The sequence below is a fragment of the Streptomyces sp. NPDC054961 genome (assembly GCF_053609145.1).
The window spans coordinates 1-5678 of the sequence record NZ_JBSGWY010000015.1; the positions used below are offsets into that span (position 1 = coordinate 1).

The following is a 5678-nucleotide window of genomic DNA, read 5'->3' on the forward strand; positions in this document are numbered from 1 at the left end:
TGGTACCTGCCCGGCCAGTCCTTCGCGGACCCGGTCAACGACTGGTTCAACAAGGTCATCGTCCAGTCCGTGACCCAGCAGGACAGGGTCGGCGGCCAGGTCTCCACCGTCACCGACTACGAGTACACCGGTGGCATCGCCTGGCACCGCAACGACTCCGAGTTCACCGACTCCAAGACCCGCACCTGGGACCAGTTCCGCGGCTTCTCCACCGTCACCACCCGCACCGGTAACGGCAACGCGAGCGAAGCCCCCCGCACCAAGAACGTCACCACCTACCTGCGCGGCATGGACGGCGACGTCCTCGCCAACGGCACCAAGCGCAGTGTGAACGTCGGCGATGCGCAGGGCGGGACCATCAAGGACGAAGAAGTCCTCTCGGGCTTCGTCCGCCAGAGCGAAACCTACGACCGCGATGGTGGAACCGTCGTCTCGGACGAGGTCACGACGCCGTGGATCGGCCCGGTCACCGCGACCCGCGCCCAGTCCGCGGGCATGCCCGCGATCACGGCCCGCGCGGTGAACACCGGCAAGGTGACGACGCGCGCGAAGCTCGCGAACGGCAGCTGGCGTACGGCCGAGCGTTCGTCGACGTACGACACCACGCTCACGACCCGGCCGCTGCAGGTCGACGACAACAGTGACATCTCGCGCACGGACCAGCGTCTGTGCACCACCTTCGAGTACCCCACCGGCCCGGGCGGCGCGGTCACCGAGCTCGCTTCGCGGACGCTGATCGTCTCCGGTGTGTGCGGTCAGACGCCGACCGCGGCGAACACCGTGGGCGACACCCGTTCCCTCTTCGACGGTCTGGCCTACGGCCAGGTCGGCGCGACGGCGAACGGCACGGGTACCGAGGTCCTGGAGAAGTACGACGCGGCCGGCAAGCCGGTCTACCGTCTCAACTCCACCTCCACCTACGACGCCTACGGCCGCGTCACCAGCAACACCAACAAGGTCCGCACCGACGCCACCCACCCCGGCGGCGCCGTCACCACGACCGAATACACCCCGGCCAGCGGCGTCCTGCCGAACATGGTGACGCACACCAATCCGCTGGGCTGGAAGTCGACCACCACCCTCGACATCGGCCGCTCGCAGCCGCTGAAGAGCACGGACGAGAACAACCACGTCGGCGAACGCGAGTATGACGCTCTCGGCCGGGTCGTCTCCATCTGGCAGCCGGGCCAGGAGCGCGCGAACAGTGCGCTTCCGGTGCGCAAGTACTCGTACGCGATGAACGGCACGAACGCGCCGTCCGCCGTTCTGAGCCAGGCGCTCATGAACGACGACTCCTACACGTCGAGCTACTCCATCTACGACGGCCTCGGCCGGGTCCGCCAGACCCAGGTAACCTCGCCAGCGGCTGCGTTTGGCCGGATGGTCACGGACGCGCTGTTCGACTCCCACGGCTGGCAGGTCAAGACCAGCGCCTCGTACTACACGGACCAGGGCGCGCCCTCCGCGGCCCTGTTCCTGCCCAACGGCGGAGTCCAGCCCGACAGTAAGATCCCTGCTCAGACCGTCCAGGTCTTCGACGGCCTCGGGCGGGCGACTGACACCATCACTCAGTCCTTCGGCGTGGAACAGTCCCGCGCCAAGACCGAGTACCCGGGAGCGGACGAAGTCCGCACGATTCCGCCGGCTGGCGGCTTCGCCACGGCGACCATCGCCAACGGCACCACGTCGGTGCTGCGTCAGTACAAGTCGAACACGCCCACTGGCGCGTACGACGAAACGACCTATCTGTCCAACACCCAGGGCCAGGAGCTGTCGCGGAAGGACTCCGCCGGCAACGAGTGGACCTTCACCTACGACCTTCTGGGCCGTCCGGTGAAGACCACCGACCCCGACGCGGGCATCAGCACCACGGTCTACGACGACAGCAAGAACCTCGTCACCGCTATGGACGCCCGCGGCAAGAGCGCGACGACGGTCACCGACCTCCTCGGCCGCACCATTGCGACCTATGAGGGCTCGGCGATCGACCCGGCCAAGCAGGTCGGTGCGTTCACCTACGACACCAAGGCGCTGGGCAAGCCCGACAGCACCACCCGTTACGTGGGCGGCAAGGCGGGCAGCGCCTACGTATCGGAGGTCACCGGCTACGACGGCGGCTACCGCCCCCTCGGCACCAAGATCACCATCCCGGCGGCGGAGAAGGAGCTGGCCGGCACCTACCAGACGACCAACACCTACGACGTCTACGGAATCCTGAGGCAGACGTCTCTTCCCGGGATTCCCAAGGCGGGCCTCGGGGTGGAGACGTTGGGCTTCGGTATCGACATCAGCGGCAACCTCACGGGGTTCGCCGGTAAGATCGGTCTCACCCGAACCCCGTACGTCGCGGACATCCGCTACGACCCTTATGGCCGGGCCATCCGTACCACCGTCGGCGCGGCCGGCACTCAGGTCGTCTCCACGACCGACTACGACGCCGGAACCGGCCGTCCGGTCCGCTCGACGCTGGACAAGCAGACCGCTGCGACCACTAGCGTCGACGTTTTCGACTACACGTACAACAAGGTCGGACAGCTCACCTCGATCGGTGACACCCAGGACGGCACGGGCCGTGACCTGCAGTGCTTCACCCACGACTACCTCGGGCGACTCACCCAGGCCTGGACCGACACCGGTACCCAGACCACGGCCCCCCAGCCCAGCGTCCGCGGCATCGGCGGCTGCACCAATGCCGCCGGCCCCGCGTTCGACGGCACGGGCAAGCCCAGCGTGGGCGGTACCGCTCCGTACTGGCAGCAGTACGAGTACGACGCCATGGGCAACCGCAAGAAGCTGGTGAAGAAGGACGTCACGGGCAACGCGGCCAAGGACGTCACGATCGCCCAGACGTTCGGCCCGAAGAGCAACGCCCCGTCCTCCGACCCGAAGACGGGCGGTGGTACCGGTGGTCCGCACGCGCTGATGGCCTCGACCGAGACCGGCCCGTCCGGCACCAAGGTCACCTCCTACACCTACGACCAGTCCGGCAACACGGCGTCCGTCACTGACACCGCCGGCACCAAAACCCTGACCTGGAACGGACAGGGCAAGCTCGACAAGATCGTCGGCACCGGCGAGAGCGCCGGCACCAGCTACCTCTACGACACCAGCGGCAACCAGCTCATCCGCCGCGACCCCACCAGCACCACCCTCAACCTCGGCACCGACCAGCTCACCCTGGACACCGCCAGCGGCAAGGTCTCCAACGTCCGCACCTACGGTATGCCCGGCGGCCTGTCCATCACCCGTACCACCAGCACCACCAGCGGCTCCACGCTCACCTACCAGAGCGCGGACCACCACGGCACCGGCGGAGTCCAGTTCAAGGCCTCCGACCTCAGCCACATCCGCCGCGCCTCCGACCCGTTCGGCAACGAACGCGGCACCCAGCCCGCCCCCGGCACCTGGGCCGGCGACAAGGGCTTCATCGGCGGCACCAAGGAGAAAGCCACCGGCTTCACCCTCCTCGGCGCCCGCGAATACGACCCCACCACCGGCCGCTTCATCAGCCCCGACCCCATCATCGACGCCGGCGACCCACAACAGTGGAACGCCTACGCCTACTCCAACAACAGCCCCATCAACAAGACGGACCCCACTGGCCTGAGGGTTGACTGCGGAAAATGCTCCGTTGAGCAGCAGCAGGAAGAGAAAACCGTCGCACCTGCTGTCTGGGGTAAAGCGCCTGCGGACCAAGGGCCGGACGACACGGAGCTGAAGCAAGCCAACAGCAATGTCGCCAAGGCGAAGAAGAAGCGCGACCAGCTCATCGACGAGGTCGTCGACATGGTCGGCGACCTGATCGGATACAACGACGCCCGTGACTGCTTCACCAAGGGCGACGTCATGGCCTGCATCAACACGGCCCTGAACTTCGTCCCCTGGGGCAAGCTCTTCAAGGCCGTCAAGATCGGCATCAAGGCCTTCAAGATCTACAAGGAAGTCAACAAGGCCTACGACGCGATCCACGAGGCCGAACGCGGAGCCGCAAAGGCCGCCGAGGCATACAGCACGGCGAAGAAAGCCCTGAAGGAAGCCCGCGACGCCGAAGCCAAGGCAGCCAAATCGGCATCGGAAAAAGCCGCCAAGGAATCCGCCAGCGACAGCGCCGGAACCGAAGCCAAAGCGGTAGCAGACGAAGCCGACGCGGCGAAGGTAGACGGCGGCGGCGGTGACGCCCCATCGACTGCAAGCAAGTGCAACAGCTTCCCCGCAGGCGTACGCGTCCTGATGGCCGACGGCTCCGCGAAGTCCATCGAGGACGTCAAGGACGGCGACGTGGTCATGGCCACCGACCCGCAGACCGGCGAAACCCGTCCCAAGACGGTCACCACCACCATCACCACCCCCGACGACAAGGACTTCACCGACCTCACCCTCACCGACGAGGCGAGCCCTCGCGGACCGCCCGCGAAGATCACCTCCACCTACCACCACCCCTACTGGAGCGAAACCCGCCACCAGTGGACCGACGCCGGCGAACTCAACGTCGGTGAGCAGCTCCGCCAGCCCGACGGCACCACCCTCACGGTCACGGCAACCCGCAACTACCCGCACGCCGTCACCACGCACAACCTCACCGTCGACGACCTCCACACGTACTATGTGCTGGCTGGAGCGACATCCGTCCTGGTCCATAATTGCCCGCTCTCCGATGCTACGGACCTTGACTTGTCTGCAACTGCTCTGGCACCTACCGCAACAAAGGGAAACAAGGGATTCAATCCCAAATACAACTTGAATGAAGCCGGTAGGGCAACCCAGAAGCACACGGACCCCATTAAGCGGACAGTAGATCACGTAGCAAAGTATGATCCCTACCTACAGGGCGCAGACCGCATCAAGGATAAGGAAGCTCTGAACGCGGCAGGAAGGGACGTCCTTGCTGACGTACTTGGAAATCCAGCCAACACGAGAACAATCTCAGCAGCGTCGGCGCACTACGGAGGGTCTGTGCTAGACATCGTGAACACCACCACGGGGGTGGGAGCTAGATGGAGCCTGCGCAACGGGGGAGCCTTGACGTTTGAGGGGTGGCTGTGAGGAAGTTTTCTGCGCAGGGTCGGGAATATTTGGCCATGACAATCCTGAGCGACTTCGACGACTTCGACTCAATGGAAGTTGCAGAGTTGATTGACGGAAGGCGAGGCGATCTTCTATTGGAATTTCGTTTCGACTCAAACTCGGCACGCTTGACCACTATCGGGGCAGAGGTGGAAATCCCTCTGCTTAGAGCAGCTCTTGAAGTCTTCAGGGAAGAATTTCTTGAGCCGCTACGCCTGGCAGGGGAGCCTCGCCCTCCTTGGTAATGGACCCTGAGATCAAGATCGGACGCTGTACCCAGGCAGGGTGTGCGACTCCACGGCTGTCGAGAGCGCCCAATAAATAGCTAGAGGCCCCACCGGAATGCCCGCTCCGGTGGGGCCTCCGGCCTTCGTGACGGCAGCAGTTGACGGCAACGCGGCTGCACCTGTGCCGCATGGAGCGGCGGGTCGTCGCTGTTGCCAGGCCGGCCAGCGGTTTTGGCGTGACGAAGCGAGCTGTTCAGAGTTTCTTTACTTGATCAAGGCGGCCCGCTGTCGCGGGCCGCGGGCCCACCGGCCCCCCGGGGGCGCCCCCGCGCGGGGGGCGGGACCCCGTTGCGGGCGCCCCCGAGGTGGGAGGGGGGGCCAAGCCGC

The 5678-nt window shown here is 65.7% G+C and carries 1 protein-coding gene; it reads left to right on the top strand.

Annotated features, from left to right (window positions below; translation table 11 throughout):
* Nucleotides 1-5043 (top strand): polymorphic toxin-type HINT domain-containing protein (locus ACWF9Z_RS15835; protein ID WP_453602499.1); only part of this gene is annotated, 5043 nt, incomplete at its 5' end.
* Nucleotides 5044-5678 lie beyond the last annotated feature (635 nt).